Source organism: Arthrobacter sp. Leaf69, from assembly GCF_001422645.1.
Lineage (GTDB): Bacteria > Actinomycetota > Actinomycetes > Actinomycetales > Micrococcaceae > Arthrobacter.
In genome coordinates this window covers 1-22,984 of the sequence record NZ_LMLR01000010.1, presented here as the reverse complement: position 1 = coordinate 22,984, position 22,984 = coordinate 1, and the positions used below count along the sequence as shown (strand labels likewise).

The 22,984-nt window shown below is 66.6% G+C and carries 16 protein-coding genes; 13 read left to right on the top strand and 3 right to left on the bottom strand.

Features of this window, described 5'->3' with window-relative positions; genetic code table 11:
- The first annotated feature begins 196 nt into the window (after positions 1 to 196).
- Together ASE96_RS05455 and ASE96_RS05450 are read left to right on the top strand one after the other, a co-directional pair.
- Positions 197 to 1,453, top strand: a complete 1,257-nt coding sequence (locus ASE96_RS05455) for a sensor histidine kinase (RefSeq protein ID WP_056427218.1) — start codon at positions 197 to 199, stop codon at positions 1,451 to 1,453.
- A complete protein-coding gene (locus ASE96_RS05450; protein WP_056427215.1) occupies positions 1,450 to 2,130 on the top strand; it encodes a response regulator transcription factor in 681 nt (226 codons plus the stop codon). Before ASE96_RS05455 ends, ASE96_RS05450 begins: the two co-directional genes overlap by 4 nt.
- A 99-nt stretch (positions 2,131 to 2,229) precedes the next feature.
- Here ASE96_RS05450 and ASE96_RS05445 read toward each other — a convergent pair whose 3' ends face one another.
- On the bottom strand, positions 2,230 to 2,766 hold the full coding sequence (locus ASE96_RS05445) for a hypothetical protein (protein WP_056429167.1): 537 nt from the start codon (positions 2,764 to 2,766) through the stop codon (positions 2,230 to 2,232).
- 315 nt (positions 2,767 to 3,081) lie between these two features.
- Between ASE96_RS05445 and ASE96_RS05440 the strand changes: the two genes are divergently transcribed.
- The 6 genes from ASE96_RS05440 (at position 3,082) to rlmB (ending at position 8,109) form a co-directional block, all read left to right on the top strand.
- The gene (locus ASE96_RS05440; RefSeq protein ID WP_024367191.1) at positions 3,082 to 3,564 is read left to right on the top strand and encodes a CarD family transcriptional regulator; all 483 of its coding nucleotides are present in this window, start codon (positions 3,082 to 3,084) and stop codon (positions 3,562 to 3,564) included.
- 181 nt (positions 3,565 to 3,745) lie between these two features.
- Positions 3,746 to 4,576 carry a 2-C-methyl-D-erythritol 4-phosphate cytidylyltransferase gene (gene ispD, locus ASE96_RS05435; RefSeq protein WP_056427214.1) on the top strand — a complete coding sequence of 277 codons (831 nt, stop codon included), beginning with the start codon at positions 3,746 to 3,748 and terminating at the stop codon, positions 4,574 to 4,576.
- Positions 4,577 to 4,578: 2 nt separating this feature from the next.
- Positions 4,579 to 5,115, top strand: coding sequence for a 2-C-methyl-D-erythritol 2,4-cyclodiphosphate synthase (gene ispF, locus ASE96_RS05430; RefSeq protein WP_056427212.1), 537 nt, complete (start codon positions 4,579 to 4,581; stop codon positions 5,113 to 5,115).
- Between the two features lie 43 nt (positions 5,116 to 5,158).
- Complete coding sequence (locus tag ASE96_RS05425; RefSeq protein ID WP_056427209.1) at positions 5,159 to 5,488, top strand: hypothetical protein; 330 nt, start codon at positions 5,159 to 5,161, stop codon at positions 5,486 to 5,488.
- A 54-nt stretch (positions 5,489 to 5,542) separates the two neighbouring features.
- Positions 5,543 to 7,000 (top strand): cysteine--tRNA ligase, encoded by a 1,458-nt coding sequence (gene cysS, locus ASE96_RS05420; RefSeq protein ID WP_056427206.1) that lies wholly within the window; start codon positions 5,543 to 5,545, stop codon positions 6,998 to 7,000.
- A gap of 122 nt (positions 7,001 to 7,122) precedes the next feature.
- On the top strand, positions 7,123 to 8,109 hold the full coding sequence (gene rlmB, locus ASE96_RS05415; protein ID WP_056429164.1) for a 23S rRNA (guanosine(2251)-2'-O)-methyltransferase RlmB: 987 nt from the start codon (positions 7,123 to 7,125) through the stop codon (positions 8,107 to 8,109).
- Positions 8,110 to 8,738: 629 nt separating this feature from the next.
- Here the strand turns inward: rlmB and ASE96_RS05410 are convergent.
- Positions 8,739 to 9,542 carry a carbon-nitrogen hydrolase family protein gene (locus ASE96_RS05410; RefSeq protein ID WP_056427202.1) on the bottom strand — a complete coding sequence of 268 codons (804 nt, stop codon included), beginning with the start codon at positions 9,540 to 9,542 and terminating at the stop codon, positions 8,739 to 8,741.
- A gap of 116 nt (positions 9,543 to 9,658) precedes the next feature.
- On the opposite strand from ASE96_RS05410, the gene glgX reads away from it, so the two are divergent.
- A complete protein-coding gene (gene glgX / locus ASE96_RS05405) occupies positions 9,659 to 11,773 on the top strand; it encodes a glycogen debranching protein GlgX (RefSeq protein WP_056429162.1) in 2,115 nt (704 codons plus the stop codon).
- A 49-nt stretch (positions 11,774 to 11,822) separates the two neighbouring features.
- The gene (locus ASE96_RS05400; protein WP_056427199.1) at positions 11,823 to 12,179 is read left to right on the top strand and encodes a barstar family protein; all 357 of its coding nucleotides are present in this window, start codon (positions 11,823 to 11,825) and stop codon (positions 12,177 to 12,179) included.
- 13 nt (positions 12,180 to 12,192) lie between these two features.
- Here the strand turns inward: ASE96_RS05400 and glgP are convergent, their stop codons facing one another.
- The gene (gene glgP, locus ASE96_RS05395; protein WP_056429161.1) at positions 12,193 to 14,811 is read right to left on the bottom strand and encodes an alpha-glucan family phosphorylase; all 2,619 of its coding nucleotides are present in this window, start codon (positions 14,809 to 14,811) and stop codon (positions 12,193 to 12,195) included.
- A 142-nt stretch (positions 14,812 to 14,953) separates the two neighbouring features.
- Between glgP and ASE96_RS05390 the strand changes: the two genes are divergently transcribed.
- Genes ASE96_RS05390 through ASE96_RS05380 form a run of 3 tightly spaced genes read left to right on the top strand, consistent with a single transcriptional unit; the run spans position 14,954 to position 22,543 of the window.
- A complete protein-coding gene (locus ASE96_RS05390) occupies positions 14,954 to 17,023 on the top strand; it encodes an alpha-1,4-glucan--maltose-1-phosphate maltosyltransferase (protein WP_326951834.1) in 2,070 nt (689 codons plus the stop codon).
- A gap of 5 nt (positions 17,024 to 17,028) precedes the next feature.
- Positions 17,029 to 18,825 carry a maltose alpha-D-glucosyltransferase gene (gene treS, locus ASE96_RS05385; RefSeq protein WP_056427195.1) on the top strand — a complete coding sequence of 599 codons (1,797 nt, stop codon included), beginning with the start codon at positions 17,029 to 17,031 and terminating at the stop codon, positions 18,823 to 18,825.
- 1 nt (position 18,826) lies between these two features.
- On the top strand, positions 18,827 to 22,543 hold the full coding sequence (locus ASE96_RS05380; RefSeq protein ID WP_056427193.1) for a 1,4-alpha-glucan branching enzyme: 3,717 nt from the start codon (positions 18,827 to 18,829) through the stop codon (positions 22,541 to 22,543).
- Positions 22,544 to 22,984: the final 441 nt, after the last annotated feature.

Sequence of the window (22,984 nt, the reverse complement as noted above, 5' to 3'; positions counted from 1 at the left end):
TTCCTCGGAAATATTGCCGGCCACCAACAGTGGCGGGCCCATTTCGGTCACCTCGCGGCGCTCCAACTGTCAAGTGTTCCAGCATCCGGTGAACTGTTACGCCCCAATAGGTGAACGTTAGCTGAACCGGAGCGGCAATAGCGGGAGATTACAGTTTCCGACGCGGGGCAGAGCATAAGCTGGAGCCGTGGATCCAATGCTTATCGGCGTGATCGCCGGCCTGATCGGCCTGGCGCTTGGCGTCTTCGGAGTGCAGGCGTTCCGGGTCAGCGAGCGGCAGCGCAAGCTGGTGGACGTCGAGTTCGAGGACCCCTCGCTTCCCGAGGGCGCCGCCGAGGTGCTGGCCGCCGTCGGACGGGCCTTCGTGGTGGTGGACGCGATCGACGGCGTCGTCCGTGCCAGCCCCGCCGCGTACGCTTACGGCCTGGTGCGCGGCCACACCTTGGTCCACGAGCAGCTGCTGGAAATGACGGCCAAAGTCCGGCGCGACGGCGTCATCCTCGAACGGCTCCTGGAACTCCCGCGAGGTCCGCTGGGCCAGGGAACCATCGTGGTCCAGGTGCGGGCGGCCGTGATCGCGGAGGAATATATCCTCCTGCTGGCCGACGACAGGACCGAGGTCACCCGCACCGAGGAAGTCCGCAACGACTTCGTCGCCAACGTCTCCCACGAACTGAAGACGCCGGTCGGGGCCATCTCGCTGCTGGCCGAAGCGCTTGAGTCCTCCGCGGATGACCCGGAAGCCGTGCGGCGCTTCGCCCGGCGCACGCACAAGGAATCCGCCCGGCTGGCCGCCCTGGTGCAGGACATCATCGAACTCTCCCGGCTGCAGGGCACCAACGTCGCGCAGCAGGGGCGGGCGGTGGACATCAACACCGTGGTCGCCGAGGCGGTGGACCGCTCGCAGCTGCCGGCAGAGAGCAGGAACATCGAACTCGTGGTCGGCGGGCATGCGGACGCGATGGTTTACGGCGACCAGGACCAGCTGGTGACGGCGCTGCGCAACCTGATCGACAACGCCATCCGTTACTCCCCGGAAAATACCCGCGTCGGGATCGGCATCCGGTCCAAGGACGGCCTGGTGGCTGTGTCCGTGACGGACCAGGGCGAGGGGCTCAGCCCCGAGGACCAGGAGCGCGTCTTTGAACGCTTCTACCGCGTGGACGCGGCACGGTCCCGCCATACCGGCGGCACGGGCCTTGGCCTGAGCATCGTCAAGCACGTGGTCGCCAACCATGGCGGTGAGGTGACTCTCTGGTCACAGCCCGGCCAGGGCTCCACCTTCACCATCCGCCTTCCGGAACTGGAGGGCCAGGACAATGACGCCGCTGCCGGGGAGCGCGACCCCTCGGCCCGCGCGGCCACGGAGTCCGCGGCGCACGGCTCGTCCCAGAACCCAAGACCCGTACGACGTGACGCCGCAGGCGCCCATGAGCAAGGAGCTACCGCTTGAGCAGGATTCTAGTTGTCGAGGACGAAGAGTCGTTCAGCGACCCTCTGTCCTATCTGTTGGGCAAGGAAGGGTTCGAAGTGGAGGTGGTGGACAACGGACTTGACGCCATCATCGAATTCGACCGCAACGGAGCCGATCTGGTGCTGCTGGACCTGCAGCTGCCCGGACAGTCCGGCACTGAGGTCTGCCGGCAGCTGCGGCAGCGCTCGTCCGTCCCGGTCATCATGTTGACGGCGAAGGACGCGGAGATCGACAAGGTCGTGGGTCTGGAACTCGGCGCCGATGACTACGTCACCAAGCCCTACTCATCCCGGGAACTGGTGGCCCGTGTCCGGGCTGTGTTGCGCCGCCAGGGCGAACCCGAGGAGCTGGTCTCCAGCACGGTGCAGGCAGGACCGGTGCGCATGGACATTGAGCGGCATGTGGTCACCGTCAGCGGCGAGCAGGTCTCGCTCCCCTTGAAGGAGTTCGAGCTGCTGGAGATGCTCTTGCGGAACTCCGGCCGGGTCCTCACCCGGGGGCAGCTGATTGACCGGGTGTGGGGCTCGGACTACGTGGGGGACACCAAGACCTTGGACGTTCACGTCAAACGGCTGCGCAGCAAGGTCGAGCCGGATCCCTCCGCGCCGCGACACCTGATCACAGTCCGCGGCCTGGGTTACAAGTTCGACCCCTAAACCAGCTCCGGGCCGCCAGCCCGCCCGCGCATAGCGCAGAAAAGGAAGGGCACCCGCACTGAACGCTCAGTGCGGGTGCCCCTACCTTCTGTGTGGAAGCTAGTGGTCTGTGGTGCTCGTCGGCGACGGCGTCGGCGTGGCGGTGCCGGTGGGCTCGCTGCCTGCCGGCAGGTACTGCTGGTAGTCGGCGATCGTCCCGTCCAGTACCGGAACCTTGAACTTCGTGTCCTGGTTCGTGCCGTCCTCGCTGATGCTGACCTCTACGAGGGATCCCGGAGCGCCGCCGGTGGTGCTCAGGATGGCCTCGTCCGTGGAATCGTTGAGCATCGTGTAGGAGTTCGGCTTGACCGGGACCTGGGTCTGGGAGCCGGCGGTACCGAGGATGGTCAGGGTTACGTCCTCGCCGGACGTGTTGTAGACAGCGCCGATCACTCGGCCGGGCTTGTCCTCACCGGCGGAGATGATCATCATGTTGCGCAGCTGCAGCGGACCCACGTTGGCCTGCGTTCCGTCCGACGCCGCGTACTCCGCGCCGGTCGACTGGGGGTTGATGTAGCCGCAGCCCGTTACAGACAGCAGGGCGATGCCCAGAGCCGCCGTTGCCATTGCCAGCTTGCCGCGCTGGCCCCGGTTCATCGCAGTGAAACCCACGTCACGCACTCCTTGAGAGTCTTGGAACAGTATTCAGCCATAGCCTATCGGCAATCCGTCCCAAACGATGATTCGGGTCGCACATATTGCCCCTCGGATGCGGACCCGGCAGGCCGCTCGAAGGGATGCCACCGGCCCTTGGCAAAGGCGGGGTGATGCACTAATATCCGCATTCGTCAAGGGGTTTGAAGGGCCGTTTGGGGCCATTTTCCGCGTATTCATGCGGTTCTTGGGTGCGTTCCATGGCAGTCGTATGCCTTAAACGTGATAAACTGGTCTGCGGGAAAGGGGAATGTCCACATGGTTTTTGAGGTCGGCGAGACAGTAGTTTACCCTCACCACGGTGCAGCCAAAATTGAAGAAATCAAGATGCGCACTGTCAAGGGCGAAGAGAAGATGTATCTCAAGCTCAAGGTGGCTCAGGGTGATCTGACCATTGAAGTTCCAGCAGAAAACGTTGACCTAGTTGGGGTCCGGGACGTAGTGGGCAAAGAAGGTCTGGAGCACGTGTTTGAAGTGCTGCGGGCCGAGTTCACTGAAGAACCCACCAACTGGTCACGTCGATACAAGGCAAACCTGGAAAAGCTTGCTTCCGGTGACGTCATCAAGGTGGCAGAGGTCGTCCGCGACCTGTGGCGCCGCGATCACGACCGGGGTCTCTCCGCAGGGGAGAAGCGCATGCTGGCCAAGGCCCGCCAGATTCTGATTTCAGAACTGGCGCTGGCTGAGAAGACTGATGAAGAGAAGGCTGCAAGCGTTCTCGACGAGGTCCTGGCTTCCTAAGCAACACGTCGAACAGACAAGAATCGAACCCCGGTGGCCTCAGGCTGCCGGGGTTTCTTCTTGCCCGCTTCCCCCGCACCCGGGGTTGCGCTATCACATATGGTCCCTAACAGCGCCCCGGAAGCACCAAAACTGATAGCTCACTGGGATGCTGCGGGCGCAGGGACGTAGTCTTGTCCGCATGGATACTGCACCGACGAACACGTCACCGGCCGGTCCCGTCGTGGCCGTCATCGTCGTGGCTGCCGGCTCCGGCCAGCGCCTGGGCTACGGCATGCCGAAGGCCAAGGTTCCGCTGGGCGGCGACACCATCCTCACCCACGCGCTGCGGGGCGTCGCGGCGGCAGGTATAGCGCAGCAGATCTGCGTCGCCGTTCCTCCCGGGGACACGGAGCTCCATGCCCTCTGCGACGCCTTCGCGCGGGACCTCAAGGCGGAGCATCTCCGTATGCCTGCCACGGGCGGCGGACAGCCCCCGGTCGTGACCATTGTCGACGGCGGTGCCAGCCGGGCCGAGTCGGTCCGCGCCGCGCTGGCAGCGCTCCTGCCGGCCACGGAAGCCGTCCTGGTCCACGACGCCGCCCGCGCCCTGGCGCCGGAGGCCGTCTTCCACCGTGTCGCCCACGCCCTCACGGCCGGCGCCCTGGCTGTCATCCCGGTGATCCCAGTGGTGGACACGGTCAAAACGGTGGAACCGTCCACTGGCGACGGCGCCGCGATCGCCCCCGAGATCGTCACCGGCACCGCGGCCCGGGAGACCCTCCGGGCCGTGCAGACCCCGCAGGGATTCGACCTTGCCACCCTCCGCCGTGCCCACGAGGCCGCTGCCGCGTTCGACGCCGGCCAGGCGGCCGCCGTCACGGACGACGCCATGCTGGTGGAACTCCTCGGCGTCCCCGTCCACGCGGTCCGCGGCGCCAGCCAATCACTGAAGATCACCACGCCGCTGGACCTGATCATCGCCGAGGGGCTCCTCGAAGGTCCGCTGGGTGCCCGCTGGGTGGAAGGCTGAGCATGTCCGGACCCCAGCCCGCGCATCTGCCCGTCATCCCGCGGACCGGAATTGGGATTGACGTCCACGCCTACGCTCCCGAGGACGCGCCCCAGCCGCTCTGGCTTGGAGGGCTGTTCTGGGACGGGGAGCGCGGACTGTCCGGCCACTCCGACGGCGACCCGGTAGCCCATGCTGCCGCCGACGCCCTGTTCTCCGCCTGCGGCGTCGGAGACCTCGGGACGCATTTCGGCACCGACCGGCCGGAGTACGCCGGCGCCTCCGGCGTGACGCTGCTGGCCGAGGCCGCGCGGATCGTCCGTGCCGCGGGCTTCGAGATCGGGAACATTGCTGTGCAGTTTGTGGCCAACCGGCCCAAGTTCGGCCCCCGCCGGGAGGAATCCCAGCGGGTCTTGAGCGAGGCAGCAGGCGCTCCCGTTAGCGTCTCGGCCACCACGAGTGACGGACTGGGTTTCACTGGCCGCGGCGAAGGCATTTCGGCCACGGCGACGGCCCTCGTCTACCCCGTCCCATCCGCGTCGCCGGAGCCCGTCGCCTAGGCTTAACGCAGATCCCTTCCCGCGAAACACCAGGAGACTCCCCGTGAAAAAGCTGCTGCCCGCCGTCGTAGTTGTGGCCGGACTGCTGCTGGCCGGCTGTGCCGGGACGCCGAAAATGAGCGTCCCGGACAGCTGCGCGTTCCTCAACCAGGACACCTTTGTCCCCACCGGCAACCAGCAGCAACAGGCGGAACAGATCGCCAAGCATTACCAGGAGGTCGCGGACAAGGTGGCTCCGGAGGTGGCAGCCCCCATCCAGAAGATGGCCGACGTCATGGAAGACGTCTCCGGCTCCTCCCTGGGCGCCAAGAGCGACGAACAGACCAAACAGCTCGCAGAACAGATGAACAAGATCGGCGAGTACTGCAAGTAGGCGCCCGCACCGGTCCGCGCGCCCGGGCCGGACCCCATCGGCTAATCTGGAGCGGTGACCCTGCGCTTCTATGACACTGCATCCGCCGAAGTCCGCGACTTCGTCCCCCTGGTTCCGGGCAAGGTGAGCCTGTACTACTGCGGAGCCACCGTGCAGGGCATGCCGCACGTCGGGCACATCCGTTCGGCCATCGCGTTTGACCAGCTGACCCGCTGGCTGCAGTACCGCGGCTTCCGCGTCACCGCGGTCCGCAACGTCACCGACATCGACGACAAGATCCTCGCCAAGTCCGCCGCGTCCTTTGGGCCTGACTTTGAAGACGAGCCCGGGGCCCTGCGCGACGAGGAATGGTGGGCACTGGCCTACCGCTATGAGCAGGAATTCCTCACGGCCTACGACACCCTCGGCGTCTCCCGCCCCACCTATGAGCCGCGCGCCACCGGCCACATCCCGGAAATGCACGCCCTCATCCAGCAACTGATCGACCGCGGCCACGCGTACCCGGCCCTGGACGACTCCGGCGATGTGTACTTCGACGTGCGCTCCTGGGCCAAGTACGGCTCCCTGACCCGGCAGAAGATCGATGACATGCAGGGGGCTCCCGACGCCGACCCCCGGGGGAAGAAGGACCCGCGCGACTTCGCGCTCTGGAAGGGCCACAAGGAGGGGGAGCCGACGACGGCGGGCTGGGCCTCGCCGTGGGGCACCGGCCGTCCGGGCTGGCACCTCGAATGCTCCGCGATGGTCACCAAGTACCTCGGCACCGAGTTCGACATCCACGGCGGCGGGCTGGACCTGCGCTTCCCGCACCACGAAAACGAAATGGCGCAGTCCCAGGCGGCAGGCCACGGCTTCGCCAACTTCTGGATGCACAACGGCATGGTCACCTACGCCGGCGAGAAGATGTCCAAGTCCATTGGCAACACCGTCAGCCCGGCCGACATGCTCGAACTCGCCCCGGCCCGCGTCGTCCGCTACTACCTGGGGCAGGCGCAGTACCGCTCGGTCCTGGACTACCAGCCGACGTCCCTGGCGGAAGCGGCCGCCGCCGTCGAACGCATTGACGGGTTCATCAGCCGGGCACTTCGGAGCACAATGACGCATGACGGCGCCGTCGGCTTCTTCAGCCACGGCACAGTTCCGGATGCCTTCGCGGCGGCCATGGACGATGACCTCAACGTCCCGCAGGCCCTCGCCGTCCTGCACGACACCGTCCGCGCCGGTAACACCGCGCTCACCGACGGCCAGCTCGACGACGCCCGGCAGGCACTGGCCAGCGTCACGGACATGCTGCGTGTCCTTGGTCTCAACGACACCGCGGCCCCAGCAGCCGACGAGCGCTCCACCACGGCCCTGGGGGTCTTGGTCGATGCGCAACTGGAGGCGCGGGCACAGGCTCGGGCCGCCAAGGACTGGGCGGCGTCCGACGCCATCCGGGACACCCTGGCCGCCGCCGGCGTCGTCGTCGAAGACGGCCCGGACGGTGCGACCTGGAGCCTGAAGCGCGGCTGAACCTCGTTGACGGCGGCCGGTGAAGCGGGCCGCCGTCGTCCCCTCCGGTCGAGGATTTACCTCGAGTCAGTAGACTGGAGGTCAGACTTATCAACGAATCGCGTATTTAAAGGGTGAAACTCATGGCCAACAACGGTCGCCGCTCGGTCAAATTGAAGAAGGGCCCCTCCGTCGGAACCGGCGGTCACGGCCGCAAGGCACTTGAGGGCAAGGGCCCCACGCCGAAGGCGGAGGACCGCCCCTACCACAAGGCCCACAAAAACAAGCAGCTCGCGGAACGCTCCGCAGCCAAGCGGCCGGGCGCCCCGCGCAACGCCGGTGCCCGCTCCGGCCCCAAGGGCCGTGCCACGGAGGAAGTCGTCACCGGACGCAACTCCGTCGTCGAGGCACTGCGCGCCGGCATTCCCGCCAAGGCCCTGCACGTTGCCATCCGCATCGAGATGGACGATCGTGTCAAGGAGTCGCTCAAGCTGGCGGCCGAGCGCGGCATCCCGCTGCTCGAAACCGGCAAGCCCGAGCTGGACCGCATGACGGACGACGCCATCCACCAGGGCCTCGTGCTGCAGATCCCGCCGTACGAGTACCAGGACGCCTACGAACTGGCCGAAGAAACCCTCGAAGCCTGGAAGAGGGGCCACGTCTCCAACGCGCCGCTCTTCGTCGCGCTCGACGGCATCACCGATCCGCGCAACCTCGGCGCGATCATCCGCTCGGTCTCGGCCTTCAGCGGCCACGGCGTCATCGTCCCGGAGCGCCGCTCAGTCGGCGTGACCGCCTCGGCCTGGAAGACCAGCGCCGGCGCAGCCGTCCGCGTCCCGGTGGCCCGCGCGGCCAACCTGAACAACACCCTGAAGGCGTTCAAGAACATGGGCATCTATGTTCTGGGGCTCGACGGCGACGGCGACGTCTCGTTGCCCGATCTCGCCCTGGCCACCGAGCCGGTCTGCATCGTCGTGGGATCCGAGGGCAAGGGCCTCAGCCGCCTGGTCCGCGAAAACTGCGACCAGATCGTCTCCATCCCGATCGACTCGGCGATGGAATCGCTCAACGCCTCCATGGCCGTCGGCATCTCCCTCTACGAGATCTCCCGCCAGCGCGCCGCCAAGTAAACTTCGCTTCAGGTGGCGGTTCAGTTTGCAGTCGCCTAAGTCGTGGTTTGGTGCGCCGGAACCCGGAGCATTGCCGTCGCGCAGTTGTGGCTGGGTCCGCCGGAACCGGAGCCTTGGCGTCGCTTAGCGGTCAGCCCCTTCCTCCCGACGCTCCGGTCGGCCGCGGACGGCCTCACTCCGCTATGGTCGGCGATGCGCTCCTTGCAAAACTCCGGTACCGGCTCTGACGCTCCCGCACCTTTAACGGGTGGATAGCCAACGCTCCCTCACCTTTTGCGGTGATTGGGCAAGCGCTCCCTCGCCTACGGTGAAATTACGGCAACGCTCCCTCACGTCTCGTGAGGGAGCGTTGCCTTTTAGACGGCGAAAGGTGAGGAAGCGTTGCCGGATAAATCGCGAAAGGTGAGGGAGCGTCGTTTCTTTGCAGTACCTCGATGCGGGGTGGGCCGAATACGAGCGGGCGGCGGGGTCTTGCCAGGAGCGCATCGCCGACCAGAGCTTTCGCAGGCCGCCCGCGGCCGGAGGAAGCGTCGGGAGGAAGGGGCAGACCGCTAAGCGACGGCAAGGCGCCGCTGACCGCGGACGGTGACCTCGGCGAAGGTGACCGCGAACGAAACGACCGGAGCAGCCTAGAACTTGTGGCGGTTGGCTAGCACCGGGAGCTTGGTTCGGGCTTGTTTGACGACGGCGGGGTCCAGGTCGGCGAACAGCAGGCCGGGGGCGCCGTCGAGCTCTTCGAGGACTTCGCCAAAGGGGGAGACGACGGCGGAGTGCCCGACGCCGGTGGGCGCCGCACCCTTCGGCTCGATGCCCTGGCTGGCCGGATCGCCCTGGCCGCAGGCGAGGACCAGGGTGGTGGAATCCGCGGCGCGAGCCCGGGCGAGGAGCTTCCACTGCTCGGCCTTGCCGGGACCGGAACCCCAGGAGGCGCACACAATATTGACCTCGGCGCCGCGGTCGGCGTTCTCGGTAAACAGGCCCGGGAACCGGATGTCGTAGCAGGTGGCCAAGCCGAACGTCACGCCGTCGAACTCGAACGTGACGGGCGTGGTGCCGGCGTCGACGGTATCCGATTCCGCGAAGCCGAAGGCATCGAACAGGTGGATCTTGTCGTAGCTGGTCTCGATGCCGCGGCCGGTGACCAGCAGGGTGTTGCGCACTTTCCCGCCGTCGTCCGCCGTTCCCGGGGTGAACATCCCCGCAACGATCACGATGTCCTGCTCCGCCGCGATGGCGCGCACCGCCGATGCCCAGGGGCCGTCCAGCGGCTCCGCGATGTCCCGCAGCGAGTTGCCGAAGGAGCGCATGGTGGCCTCGGGAAACACCACAAGCTCGGCGCCGCCTGATTTTGCCCGGGCCGCATAGTCCGCGACGAGGTCCAGATTTCCGGCCAGATCGCGTCCGGTGATGATTTGAGCGAGTGCAATCCGCACTATTACCTCCATTTTCGGCGCTTGTTCCAGTATGCAACGCCGCTATTCCGTACACTGCACTTCGTCAGGAAAACAGAATCCGGGGCTATTTGTTCGGCCCGGCTAAACTTGAAGCAATGGTTATGCCCTACGTAGACACAGCTTCCACCGTAGACGCCTCGCGTGCGTTTCCGCTGGGAATCAGCGTTCCGGTCACCGGGTCGCCGGCAACGGACGATCCTCGGGGTGCCTTCGCGAATGTGGCTGTTTACGCGCCCGGCGTGACCACACTGGAGATCGCCTACCGGGCGCCGGGGGCTGTCTGGCAAGTGAAAACCCTGCCGAACGTGACCGACGGCGTGCACCACGGCATCGTTGAAGGCATGCCGGCCGGTTCGCGGTACGGCTTCCGGGCGACGCCGGACCACGAGGCGCTCCCGCTGTCCATGCCCGCCACGGATTTCGACGCCGGCAGCGTGCAGCCGCTGCTGCTGGACCCCTACGGCCGGGCGGTGGACGAGCGCGAGGATTTCATCACGAGCGTCCGGATGGAGAGCGACTTCGATTGGGGTGCCGACCGCGGTCCAAGGATTCCGTGGCGCAACACCATCATCTACGAAGCGCACGTCCGCGGCCAGACCAAGCTGCACCCCGACGTCCCCGAAGACCTCCAGGGCACCTACGCCGGACTGGCGCACCCGGCCATGATCGAGCACTTGATTGCGCTGGGGATCACCTCCGTGCAGCTGCTCCCGGTGCACTTCCACGTGGACGAACCGCACCTGCAGAACCTCGGCATGACGAACTACTGGGGTTACAACACGGCCGCGTTCTTCGCCCCGCACCCCGGCTATGCCACCGAGGCGGCGCAGGCCAAGGGCGCGCAGGCCGTCCAGGATGAGTTCAAGGGCATGGTCAAGCTGCTGCATGCCGCGGGCCTTGAGGTCATCCTCGACGTCGTCTACAACCACACCGCGGAGGGCGGCCCGGACGGCCGGACGCTCAGCTTCCGCGGCCTGGGCGAGATGACCTACTACCGAAATGACGGCCACGGCAGATACGTGGACACCACCGGCTGCGGCAACAGCCTGAACTTCGGCGAGCCCCGCGTGATCCAGCTCGTGCTGGATTCTCTGCGTTACTGGGTGACCGAGTTCCACATCGACGGCTTCCGCTTCGACCTCGCGGTGACACTGGCCCGCAACGCCGCCAACGAGTTCGATCCCCGGCACCCGTTCCTGGTCGCGATCGGCGCCGACCCGGTACTGTCCGCCACGAAGCTCATCGCCGAGCCGTGGGATATCGGCTACGGGGGCTGGCAGACCGGCCGTTTCCCCGCCGGATGGGTGGACTGGAACGACCACTTCCGCGACGCCGTCCGCACCTTCTGGCTCGCAGACCGCGCCTCGATCGACGCCGGCGGGCAGGGCGGTTCGGTGGCCCGCCTCGCGGACGCCCTCTCCGGCTCCGCAAGCCTGTTTGAGCCGTCCGGCAGGTCCCGGCTCGCCTCCGTCAACCTCGTCACCGCCCATGACGGTTTCACCCTGGCCGACCTTGTGTCCTACGACCGCAAGCACAACGAGGCCAACGGTGAACAGAACCGTGACGGCCACGGCGACAACCGCAGCTACAACCACGGCTTCGAGGGTCCCACCGAGGACGAGGACATCCTCGCCCGGCGGGCCCAGTCCAGCCGCAACCTGATGGCTTCGCTCATGATCTCCCAGGGCGTGCCCATGATCACCGCCGGCGACGAGATCGGCCGCACCCAGCAGGGCAACAACAACGCCTACTGCCAGGACAACCCCATCACCTGGATCGATTGGACCAGCACTCCCGAGTCGCACTCGATGCTGCGCACCACCAAGCGCGTCATACGGCTCCGGAAGGAGTTTCTTGCCGGGCAGCCGCATGACTACCCGACGCGCGAAAAGCAGTCCTACTTCCATTGGTTCGACGAGCGCGGCGAGCCCATGGCCGGGGACCGCTGGCAGGATCCGGGACACCGGGTGGTGCAGCTCCTGCTCGGTTCCGACGACGGCCACGTGGACGGACTCGTGGTGGTCAACGGCGGCGCCAAGGACATCAAGGTCACGCTGCCGCAGCTGAGCAATGAGGACGGGACCGGCAACCGGATCTTCGAACTCCGTCTGACCACCTCCGGGCTCCACGACCGGCGCCAGGGCGTTCGCGTCGCTTCCGGGGAGCGGGACGTGGTGCAGGCCAATTCCATCAACATCTACCGCACGTAGTCCGGCGGTGCTCACCCAGGCACGCGGAACAGGCAAAACAAAGGAACCCATGAAGATCTACTCCGCAGACACCTGGACCATCGAGGAGCTGCAGGCCTTGGCGGCCGACGCCGGCCGGCGGACTCTGCTGGTCCCAGCCGCCGATACCAAGCGGGCCGTCCTGGAGACGTTCGCGGAGACGCTGGACTTTCCGGAGGACTACGGCGTGGACTTCGACGCGCTCAACGACACCCTGCACGACTTCGCTGATGCCGTCGCCGACGACGGCCAGGCCCCCATCACCTTCATTTGGGAGGTCCCGGCCGCCTTCCGGGCCGACCGTTCCTTCGGCGTGATCTGCGAAGTCCTGCAGGACGCCGAGCGCTACGCCGGAGAGAACCTGGCCGTCACCGCCGTCTGCCTCTAGCGGAACGGCGGCCCTAGGCGTTCACGATCAGGCCCAGTTCGGCTTTCGACGCGAGGGCCGTGTGCTTCGGGAGCACCCGGACCGTGTAGCCGAAGGAACCGGACCGGTCGATCACGACGGTTCCGCTGAAAAGGTGCCGGCCCTTGCCGAGGTCTTCAATCGCCTTCAGCTCCGCCACCGTGACATCGGCCAGCTCGTCGCTGTCTTCAGCCTTGCCGTACGCCACCTCGACGGACACATCATCCGGGGTGAGGTCGTGCAGGGCCACGTAGGCGTTTACCTGGAGCATGTCGCCGATCTGCGGGTCCTCCGACACACCCACCGAGTCCACATGCTCCACCTGGATCTGGGGCCACGCGGCGCGGACCGCGGAAGTCCACGACGCCAGGGCCTTGGCCTCGGCAAAATTGTCCGCCACGGCCCGCCGGCCGGCGACGGCGGCCGGCCGGTACAGGACGTTGACGTAGTCCTTGAGCATCCGGTCTGCGGAGACTGCCGGACCCAGGTGGGACATGGTGTGCTTGATCATCGAGACCCAATGCGTGGGGACAGCCTGCGGTCCGGGCTGCGAAGGTCCGGCGGCGCCGGCGCCGTCGGACACCGTCAGGCCGTAGAAGCGCGGTGCCACCTGCGTCTCCAGCAGCTCGTACAGCGCCGCAGCCTCGATGTCGTCGCGTTCCTCGGGGGATGCTCCATTGTTGGCGGTCGGAATCGCCCAGCCGTTCTCGCCGTCGTACATCTCGTCCCACCAGCCGTCCAGGACGGAGAGGTTGAGCGAGCCGTTCAGGGCGGCCTTCATGCCGGAGGTGCCGCACGCCTCAAGCGGACGCAGCGGGTTGTTCAGCCACACATCGCAGCCCGGGAACAGGGTCCGGGCCATGGCGATGTCGTAGTTCGGCAGGAACGCGATCCGGTGCCGAACGGCCGGGTCGTCGGTGAACCGGACGAGGTCCTGGATCATCTTCTTGCCCGCGTCGTCGGCCGGGTGCGACTTGCCCGCGATGACCAGCTGGATCGGGTGGGTCTTGTGCAGCAGCAGGGCCTTGAGCCTTTCGGGCTCGCGGAGCATAAGGGTGAGCCGCTTGTAGGTGGGCACCCGCCGGGCGAAGCCGATGGTCAGGATGTCCGGGTCCAGCACGGAATCCGTCCAGGCGAGCTCGGCGTCGGCCGCGCCGCGCTTCTTCCAGGCGGCCCGGAGCCGGCGCCGGACGTCCTCCACGAGGGACACGCGCAGCTCGCGGCGGAGGGCCCAGACGTCCTCGTCGCTGACGTTGTAGGTGAGGTCCCAGCGGCCCGGCTCTTCGGCGTCGGAACCGAACTGGTCACGGGCCAGGGCGGAAACGCGCGGGTCAACCCACGTGGGCACATGCACGCCGTTGGTGACCGACGTGATGGGAACCTCGGAGTGGTCGAATCCGGGCCACAACGCGGAGAACATTCCGCGGGACACCACGCCGTGCAGCTTGGCCACCCCGTTGGCGCGCTGTGCCAGCCGCAGGCCCATAACGGCCATGTTGAAAACGAACGGATTGCCGTCGGTGTAGTCCTCGCGGCCCAGGTTCAGGATCTTGGCCACCGGCACGTCCGGAGCCAGGCCGGCGTCGAAGAAGTGCTGGATCTGCGAGACCTCAAAGCGGTCGATGCCGGCAGGGACCGGCGTGTGGGTGGTGAATACGGTGGAGGCGCGCCCGGCGGCCAGTGCTTCGTCCCAGCTCAGCGGACTCTCCCCGGACATCAATTCCTGGATGCGTTCCACTCCCAGGAAACCGGCGTGTCCCTCGTTGGTGTGGAACACCTCAGGCGCGGGGCTGCCGGTGAGCTTCTGGAAGGCGCGCAGCGCCTTGACGCCTCCCATGCCCAGCAGGAGTTCCTGCTGGAGGCGGTGGTCGCCGCCGCCGCCGTACAGACGGTCGGTGATGCCGCGCGCGGCTTCGTCGTTGCCGGGAACGTTGGAGTCCAGGAGCAGAAGCGGGACACGCCCGACGTCGGCGCGCCAGACGTGCGCCAGCAGCCGGCGGCCGTGGGGGAGCGGAAGCGAGATCTGGAGGGGCTTGCCGTTGCCGTCCGCGGAGGCCTCGCGCAGGAGGGTCAGCGGCAGCCCGTCCGGATCAAGGACGGGATAGGTTTCCTGCTGCCAGGCGTCACGGGACAGTGACTGCTTGAAATAGCCGGCCTGGTAGAGCAGCCCGACGCCGATCAGCGGCACGCCCAGATCCGATGCTGCCTTCAGGTGATCGCCGGCCAGGATGCCGAGGCCGCCGGAGTACTGCGGCAGCACCTCGGTGATGCCGAACTCGGGGGAGAAGTAGGCGATGCACGCCGGTGCCCCGTCGCCAAGGCTCTGGTACCAGCGGGGCTGCTCGAGGTACCGGTCGAGGTCTTCGGCGGCAGCATGGACCCGGCGCACCACGTCCTGGTCCGCGGCGAGGCGTTGCAGTTCCTCCCGGCTGACAAGGCCGAGGAAGCTCACCGGATCGTGCGAGCTTTCGGCCCAGATCTTCGGATTCAGGCTCTCGAACAGCTGCCGGGTGGGCCGGTGCCAGGACCACCGGAGATTGGTGGCGAGGCGAGCAAGCGGCCGGATCGGCTCGGGAAGAACGGTTCGGACGGTAAATCTGCGGATTGCCTTCACCTGCGAAACACTAACGGACAAGTCGGAGGCCCGGAACCGGTTTAAGTTTCTTTTGTATAAATGACGGACAGGCTTCCGGAAAACCATTGGAAAAACGGAGCAGCCTTAGCAATCTGGCCGATTTGTCGATAACGTCGAGCCTGTGACTAACTCGCGAACCAGTGCCGTGTCCAAGCAAAAGCCGAAGGCCCTGATCACGGACGGCCTTCGCTTTGGCCGTTTTCCGATCACCGCCGTACAGCCGGCGGTTGACGGCGGGAAATTCCCCGCCAAAGCCGTTGTGGGAGAAACCCTGGTGGTGGGCGCCACCGCCTTCCGCGAAGGCCACGACCTGCTCGGCGTCAGCGCCGTCCTCCTGGATCCCCGCGGCAAGGAACGCCAGCGCGTCCGTCTCGCCCCGCCCCGCGGCGACCGAGGCAAGGGAACCGACCGCTGGGAAGGTCTGCTGACCCCGACCACCACGGGCAACTGGTCCTTCGTGATCGAAGCCTGGCACGACCGCTACGGCACCTGGCACCACAACGCCGAGGTCAAGGTGGAAGCCGGCATCGACGTAGAACTCATGCTGGCCGAAGGCGCCGCACTGCTCACCGAAGCGTCCGAGGACTCCTCGCGCCCGTCCGCCGACCGGCGAACGCTGCGGATGGCCGTCGTCGGGCTCAACGATGCCGGCAAGACGCCCGAGGAGCGGCTCGCCGCCGGTTTCAGCCCGGAGGTGGCCGCCGTCGTCGACCGCCAGCCGATCCGCGAACTGGTCACCGTCTCCGAAAATTACCCCCTGCTGGTGGAGCGCGAGCTCGCAGGCCGGGGCTCCTGGTACGAATTCTTCCCCCGGTCCGAGGGCGCCGTCCAGGATCACGCCACCGGCGAGTGGACCTCCGGCACCTTCCGCACCGCCGCCAGGCGGCTCGACGCCGTCGCAGCCATGGGCTTCGACATCATCTACATGCCTCCGATCCACCCGATCGGCATCCAGCACCGCAAGGGCCCGAACAACACCCTGCTGGCCGGACCGCACGATCCCGGTTCCCCGTGGGCCATCGGCGCCAAGGAGGGCGGCCATGACGCCATCCATCCGGACCTCGGCACCTTTGAGGACTTCGACGCCTTTGTGGCGCGGGCCGGGGAGCTGGGGCTGGAAGTCGCCCTCGACCTGGCGCTGCAGGCTGCGCCGGACCACCCGTGGGTCGCGAGCCACCCCGAGTGGTTCACCACCCGCGTCGACGGCAGCATCGCCTACGCGGAGAACCCGCCGAAGAAGTACCAGGACATCTTCCCGCTCAACTTCGACAACGATCCCGCAGGCCTGTCCAACGAGATCCTGCGCATCGTCCTCCTCTGGGTAAGCCACGGCGTCAAGATCTTCCGCGTCGACAACCCGCACACCAAACCGGTGTGGTTCTGGGAATGGCTGATCGCCAAGGTCAACAAGAAGCACCCCGACGTCGTCTTCCTCGCCGAGGCGTTCACCCGCCCGGCCATGATGCACGCACTGGGACGCGCCGGCTTCCAGCAGTCCTACACGTACTTCACCTGGCGGAACACCAAGGAGGAACTGGAGGAGTACTTCCAGGAGGTCAGCCACGAGTCGCCGGCTTTCTTCCGGCCGAACTTCTTCGTCAACACCCCCGACATCCTGACCGAGTTCCTGCAGTATGGCGGGCCGCCCGCGTTCAAGATCCGGGCGGCGCTGGCTGCCACGGCGAGTCCCATCTGGGGCGTCTACGCCGGCTTCGAACTCTACGAGCATGTGGCCCGGCCCGGCGCCGAGGAGTACATCGACAACGAAAAGTTCGAGTACAAGGCCCGCGACTGGGACGCCGCGGCCGAATCCGGCCGCAGCCTGGCCCCGTACCTGACCCGGCTCAACGCGATCCGCCGCGCCCACCCCGCCCTGGGGGACCTGCAGAACCTGACGGTGCACGCAAGCACGGACAACGCCACGGTGGTCTTCTCGAAGCACAAGACCCTTCCCGACGGCACAAAGGACACCCTGATCATCGTCGTCAACGTGGACCCGCACGGCATCCGTGAGAGCACGGTGACCCTGGACCTGGCAGCGCTCGAGCTGGATCCGGAGAACCTGACGCACAATGGCCGTTTTATGGTGGATGATCTGCTGACCGGCGAGAGCTGGGAATGGGGGGAGTACAACTACGTTCGACTGGACGCCCATGTAGAACCCGCACACATTCTTAGCATCCGGAGGTAGAACGAGTGAGTTTCGGCCCGACAAACCCCAACCAGCACTTCAGCCCGAAGGGGACCTTTGAACTGAACGCGCCCGGCCTCCAGCATGATCCGCACTGGTACCGCAAGGCGGTGTTCTACGAGGTGCTGGTCCGGGGGTTTGCCGACGGAAACGGTGACGGCTCCGGCGATTTCCACGGGCTGATCGACAAGCTGGATTACCTGCAGTGGCTCGGCGTCGACTGCCTCTGGCTCCCGCCGTTCTTCCAGTCGCCGCTCCGGGACGGCGGCTACGACATCTCGGACTACAACTCCGTGCTTGACGAATTCGGCACCATCAGCGATTTCAAGCGCCTCGTCGCGGAGGCCCACGCCCGTGGCGTGCGCGTGATTATTGACCTTCCGCTGAACCACACCTCGGATCAGCACCCCTGGTTCCAGGAATCGCGCAAGGATCCGGACGGACCCTTCGGCGACTTCTACGTCTGGAGCGACACGGACGAGAAGTACGAAGACGCCCGCATCATCTTCGTGGACACCGAGGAATCCAACTGGACCTTCGACCCGATCCGGCGCCAGTTCTTCTGGCACCGCTTCTTCAGCCACCAGCCGGATCTCAACTTTGAGAACCCCAAAGTCATCGACGCGCTCTTCGACGTCGTGCGTTTCTGGCTGGACCAGGGCATTGACGGCTTCCGTGCGGACGCCATCCCGTACCTCTTCGAGGAAGAGGGCACCAACTGCGAGAACCTGCCCCAGACCCACGAATTCCTGCGCAAGCTGCGCAAGATGGTCGACGAAAGCTACCCGGGCCGCGTGATCATCGCCGAGGCCAACCAGCCGCCCGCTGAAGTCGTCGAGTACTTCGGCACGCAGGAGGAACCGGAATGCCACATGGCCTTCCACTTCCCGATCATGCCGCGGCTGTACTACGCGTTGCGCGACCAGAAGGCCGCGCCCATCATCGAGACGATGAAGGACACCCCGGACATTCCGGACGGCGCCCAGTGGGGCACTTTCCTGCGGAACCATGACGAGTTGACCCTGGAAATGGTTACCGCCGACGAGCGCGCCGCCATGCTCGGCTGGTACGCGCCGGACCCGCGTATGCGCGCCAACATCGGCATCCGGCGCCGGCTGGCGCCGTTGCTGGACAACTCCCGCTCCGAGATCGAGCTCATCAATGCCCTGCTGCTCTCCCTGCCCGGCAGCCCGTTCCTGTACTACGGGGACGAGATCGGCATGGGGGACAACATCTGGCTCGAGGACCGCGATGCCGTCCGCACGCCCATGCAGTGGAACCCGGACCGCAACGCCGGGTTCTCCCATGCGGATCCCGGCAAGCTGTACCTCCCGGTGATCCAGTCGCTGGTCTACAACTACAGCATGGCCAACGTCGAAGCTGAAGCAGCCCATTCCGGTTCGCTGCTGCGCTGGACGCGCCAGATCCTCAGTGTCCGCAAGAACCACCCGGCCTTCGGCCTGGGCGGCTTCGAGCACGTCGAAGCAGACCACGACGTCGTCCTCGCTTACCTGCGGGAACTGAAGGAAGGCAACTCAGCCGGCGAGGACAGTGAGACCATCCTGTGCGCCTTCAATCTGTCCCAGCACCCCGTGGCCACCACCCTGCGGGTACCGAGGTTCGCCGGCCGGGGCCTCCGGGACGTGTTCGGCGGCCAGGCGTTCCCGGGGATCTCCGACGACGGAACCCTGACGCTGACCCTGGGCAGCCACGACTTCTTCTGGCTGCGGATCCGCTCGGCCGCCTCCAACCCGGCGTCGCCCTACACGCAGGCCATGCCGATCCTGTCCATCGAAGGCTGAGATGACCCGACCCACCCTTACCCCTGCCCTGAGCGGACTGCTCGGCGGCTGGCTCCCGCGCCAGCGATGGTTCCCCGTCAAAAGCGCGGCGTTCAGCTTCGAGCCGGCCGGGCGCCTGAGCCTGGCCGGCGAACCCGGCGGCGCACCAGCTGCGGCCGGACTCGAGGTGCTGCTGCTGGCCGTGAGCTACCCGACGCCGGACGGCTCCCGTACCGACGTCGTCCAGGTCCCGCTCAGCATTCGGCGTTCCCCGCTAGGCGGGGCGGAAGCAGGGCTGATCGGGCGGATATCCGTACCGGGCCCCGCCGGGGCCGCCGGGGCGCCCGACGCCGTGGGGGCGCCCGACGCCCGGTGGATTTACGACGGCGTCCACGACCCCGAGTTCATCGCCGCGTGGCTGGAGCTGATGCGCCTCGGCGGCACCATTCCGACCGGGAACGCCTCAGGCCACCTCGTTGAGTCCGGCTACATCCTGCCACGGGCCACCGGCGTCGTGAAGGTCCTCTCCGGCGAGCAGTCCAACAGTTCGGTGATCGTCGAAGACGGCCAGTCGGCCGCGATCCTGAAGTTCTTCCGGGTGCTCTCCGAGGGCCAAAACCCGGAAGTGGAAATCGGCGCAGCCCTGACCGCCGGGCGCACCTTTGAAGTGCCGGCAACCCTGGGGTGGGTCACCGGGGAGTGGGACGCGCCGGCCGGGGAACAACGCGACCGCCCCGCTCGCGGTGAACTGGCCGTGGCGCACGAGTTCCTCGCCGGCGGACTGGACGCCTGGCGGCTGGCCGTCAACGCGGCGAGCCGCGGCCAGGATTTCACCGCCGAGGCACACGCACTCGGCGCCGCCACCGCGACGGTGCACCGCCGCTTGGCCGAGGCGCTTGGCGTCGCGTCCGAATCCGCCCCGGGAAGTGACATCGCGCCCGGCGTCGCCCAGAGGGTGCGGCAGTCCTGGGCCCAGGCCGGGGCCGCCGTCGGCCCCTACGACGACGCGCTGGACCGTCTCCTCCTGCGGCTTGAGGGCAGCGGCGCCGGTTCCCTGCAACGGATCCACGGTGACCTCCACCTGGGCCAGATCCTCCAGGTTCCGGGTGGCCGCGGGAAGTCGCCCCGCTGGGCCATCCTCGATTTTGAGGGGGAGCCGCTCCGGCCGATTTCGGAACGGAATTTCCCGGACGTCCCACTGCGTGACGTCGTCGGAATGCTGCGGTCCTTTGACTACGCCGCCGGCGCGGCCGTCCGCGAGCACCCGGACGCAGACGTCCCGGAAACCTGGGTCGACGACTGCGCCGAGGCCTTCCTGGCCGGCTACGCGGACGTCATTCCCGGCAGTATCGACCGCGATTCGCCTCTTTTCGTGGCACTGTGGCTCGACAAGGCACTCTACGAAGTCATCTACGAACTACGGAACAGGCCGGACTGGCTCTCCATTCCGGTCAACGCATCACGTCGTCTCCTCGGCAGTACAGGCTCCGGCGTTCCGGCCGAAGCCGCAGCGGAAGGTATCAAAATGACAGGTTCAGCACGTATCGATCGTCCCGGAAGTCCACTCCAGGTGGATGCGGAGACCCTGGCGAGGGTCGCCGCCGGCGAGCACCACGCCCCCCACTCGGTCTTGGGCGCGCACCTCGATGACCACGGGCATGTCACCATCCGCACGGTCAAGCACCTCGCCGAAGCCGTCGCTGTTGTGACCGCTGCCGGCACCTTCCCGATGACACATGAGTTCGGCGGCGTGTGGGTTGCCGTGCTGGAACCGCTGGAGCAGGGCCATGTGCCGGACTACCGGCTGGAAGTGACGTACGAGGGCCAGGCGCCGCAGCCGGCCGATGACCCCTACCGTTACCTGCCCACTATTGGCGAGCTCGACCTGCATTTGATCGGTGAAGGCCGCCACGAGCGTCTCTGGGATGTGCTCGGCGCGCACGTCCAGCACTACAAGTCCGGCATGGGCGACGTCGACGGTGTGTCCTTCGCCGTGTGGGCCCCGAACGCCCAGGCGGTCCGGGTCAAGGGCGACTTCAACGGCTGGGACGGACGGCAGCACTCCATGCGGTCCCTCGGCTCCTCCGGGGTCTGGGAACTCTTCCTCCCCGGCGTTCTAGCAGGGGCGTGCTACAAATTTGAAATCCGGACCAGAGACGGCTACTGGGTGGAGAAAGCGGATCCGATGGCCTTCGGCACCGAGGTTCCGCCGCTGACGGCGTCGCGCGTCGTCGAACCCTCCTACGCCTTCAAGGACGCGGAGTGGATGGAGGCCCGGGCCGGACGGGATCCGCACAACTCGCCGATGAGCGTCTACGAAGTGCACCTCGGCTCGTGGCGGGTAGGCCTCAGCTACCGGGAACTGGCCAAGGAGCTGGTGGCCTACGTCAAGTGGCTCGGTTTCACGCACGTGGAGTTCATGCCGGTGGCCGAGCACCCCTTCGGCGGATCCTGGGGCTATCAGGTCACGTCGTACTTCGCCCCGACATCACGCTTCGGCCATCCCGACGAATTCCGGTACCTCGTGGACGAACTCCACCAGGCCGGCATCGGCGTGCTGCTGGACTGGGTCCCGGCGCACTTCCCCAAGGATGAATGGGCGCTCGCCCGGTTCGACGGCGAAGCCTTGTACGAGCATGCCGACCCGAACCTCGGCGAACACCCGGACTGGGGAACGCTGATCTTCGACTTCGGCCGCAGCGAAGTCCGGAACTTCCTCGTCGCCAACGCGCTGTACTGGCTCGACGAATTCCACATCGACGGCCTGCGAGTGGACGCCGTCGCCTCGATGCTCTACCTCGACTACTCCCGCGAGGAAGGGCAGTGGCAGCCGAACCGTTTCGGCGGACGGGAAAACCTTGAGGCGATCTCCTTCCTGCAGGAAGTCAACGCCACGGTCTACAAGACCCACCCCGGAGCGGTCATGATCGCCGAGGAATCAACCGCGTTCCCGGGTGTCACCGCACCCACGAGCCAGGGCGGCCTGGGCTTCGGGATCAAATGGAACATGGGCTGGATGCACGATTCGCTCAAGTACATTTCCGAGGACCCGTTCAACCGCCGCTGGCACCACGGCACCATCACGTTCTCCATGGTCTACGCCTACACGGAGAACTTCCTGTTGCCGATCAGCCACGACGAAGTAGTGCACGGCAAGGGTTCGATGCTTCGCAAGATGCCCGGTGACCGCTGGCAGCAGCTGGCCAACCTGCGCGCCTTCCTGGGCTACCAGTGGGCCCACCCGGGCAAGCAGCTGATCTTCATGGGCACCGAATTCGGCCAGGAAGCCGAATGGTCCGAGCAGCACGGTCTGGACTGGTGGCTGGCCGAAATCCCCGCGCACCGCGGAATGCAGCTCCTGACCAAGGACCTCAATGAGCTGTACAGCGCCACCCCGGCGCTCTACGAACAAGACAACGACCCCGCCGGCTTCCAGTGGATCAACGGCGGGGACTCGGACCGCAACGTCCTGACCTTCATCCGCCGGGATGCCGCGGGAAACCCGCTGGTGTGCACCTTCAACTTCTCCGGGGGACCGCACGCCGACTTCCGCCTCGGCGTCCCGGTGGCGGGGGAATGGCAGGAAGTGCTGAACACCGACGCCGACACGTACGGTGGCTCCGGTGTCCTGAACGGGGGCACGCTGACGGCCACGGAGGATGGCACCGACGGCCAGCCCGCGACCCTTGCCGTCACGCTGCCTCCCCTGGGAGCCGCGTTCTTCAAGCCGGTGAGCTGACGCCGGCCCGCGGTCCCTGCGGGCGCTGGCCTGGGTGTCGCTGAAGAGCCCGGAATCCCCGTGATTCCGGGCTTTCCAGCGCTCGACCGGAGGGCCCGCCGGCGCCCCTTTGTCACCAGGGCAAAGTGGTGGTAGAGTTTATTTCCGCGCTGCTCCCCGGAGTTGATCCGCCACGACGACCCAGATGCCTCACGGCGAGACTGAGTCGGAACGCGGATTTGACAAGGGTGAAGCGGCCCGGTAAGTTTGAAAAGTTGCTCCGGAGCGATCCGCGACCGATTGGTTGTGGTGGTGCCGGGTGTGTCTGTTGTTTGAGAACTCAATAGTGTGCCAAGTTTGTTGATACCAATTTATTGTATTGAATTGGTTGAATTTGCCGGGCCCGCCACCCCGTGGTGTGGTCTGGTGTTTTTGGCTGGTTTTGGGAGGTACGACGGTGGG